The sequence below is a fragment of the Pseudonocardia lacus genome (genome assembly GCF_018531445.1).
Classification (GTDB): Bacteria; Actinomycetota; Actinomycetes; order Mycobacteriales; family Pseudonocardiaceae; genus Pseudonocardia; species Pseudonocardia lacus.
In genome coordinates, this window is sequence record NZ_JAHDTH010000453.1 from 1 (window position 1) to 1,423 (window position 1,423).

The window sequence follows — 1,423 nt, forward strand, 5'->3', positions numbered from 1 at the left end:
GCCCTACCTTCCAGAGACGTCCCCCGTCGTCGGAGAGGATGGGGTGATGCAGGTGGAGCGAGGATGGTTTTCATGCTGGCTGCCCTCGATGGCTCAGGTGGCTTGGCCCCTCGCTCCACCGTCTTGTTCTGACCGCTGATTAGGCACTGCGACTCATCGCTCTGTAGGGCAAGGCCGGCGGAACGAGACACCGCACCGAACGACTCGAAAGACCAGAGCAAGGAGGAATGATGCCGCTGTCGGTGGGCATCGATGTGGCGAAACAACTGCACTGGGCTTGCCTGATCGACATGGCCACGGGAAAGCAGTTGAGCAGCCACAAGGTCGAGAACACCCCCGAGGCGATCGCCGCGCTGATCAGCGAGATCACCGAGCTGAGCAAGCAGCACGGGCCGGCGACGGTCGGGATCGACGTGCTCGGCGGGATCGCCGGGCTGCTGACCGCCATGCTGCTCGAGGCCGTCCGCAACGCCGCCCCGGCCACCGGGCTGACCGTCGTGCACACGCCCGGGCTGCTGGTCAACCGGTCGCGACGGGCCACCCGCGGTGGGGAACGCAAGTCCGACCCCGCCGATGCGAAGGTCATCGCCGACCAGGTCCGACTGCGCGCCGGCACCGACGAACTGCGCACCGTTGAAGCCCTCGCCGAACCCGACGCAGTCCTGCGACTGCTGGTCGGGCGTCGCCGCGAGCTGGTCACCGATCAGACCCGGCGCCTGTCGCGGCTGCGGGACCTGCTCACCGCGACCCATCCCGGCCTGGAACGACTGCTGGATCTGACCACCAAGACCGGGCTGTGGTTGCTGACCCGCTACGTCACCCCGGCCGAGATCCGCGCGGCCGGAGTCGAGGGTGTCCTCGCGCACCTGGCCAGCGCCGGGGGGCTGCCCCGCACACGGATCCAGACCCTGGCCGCCGCGGTGGTCGAGGCCGCGCATGCCCAGCGGGTCGCGGTCCCCGGCGAGGCGACCGCAGCGCGCATCGTGCGCGAACAAGCCGAGGACGCACTCGCCGCGCGCGAGCGCCTGGCCCGGCTCGACGCCGAGATCGTCGAGGCACTCGACAACCACCCTGACGGGACCCTCATCCGCAGCCTGCCCGGGATGGGGGTCGTACTCACCGCGGAATTCCTCGCCGAGGCAGGCGGACTGCACCGCTTCTCCAGCCCGGACGCCCTGGCCTCGGCCGCCGGACTGGCCCCGGTCCTGCAACAGTCCGGGAAGATGTCCTATCTGCGTCGATCCCACGCCGGGAACAAGGCCCTGAAACGGGTCTTCTACCAGTCCGCGTTCTGCGCGATCCAACGCGACCCGCAATCCAAGACGTTCTACCGCCGCAAACGCGCCGAGGGCAAACGCCACCACCAAGCTCTCATCGCACTGGCCCGACGACGAGTCAACGTCCTGCACGCCATGCTGCGCAC

General features: G+C 69.1%; 1 protein-coding gene. It reads left to right on the forward strand.

The annotated features are described in order from the left end of the window. Positions 1-230: 230 nt before the first annotated feature. Positions 231-1,423, forward strand: a 1,193-nt coding sequence (locus KIK08_RS39020) for an IS110 family RNA-guided transposase (RefSeq protein ID WP_214408331.1), incomplete at its 3' end; no start/stop codon positions are given.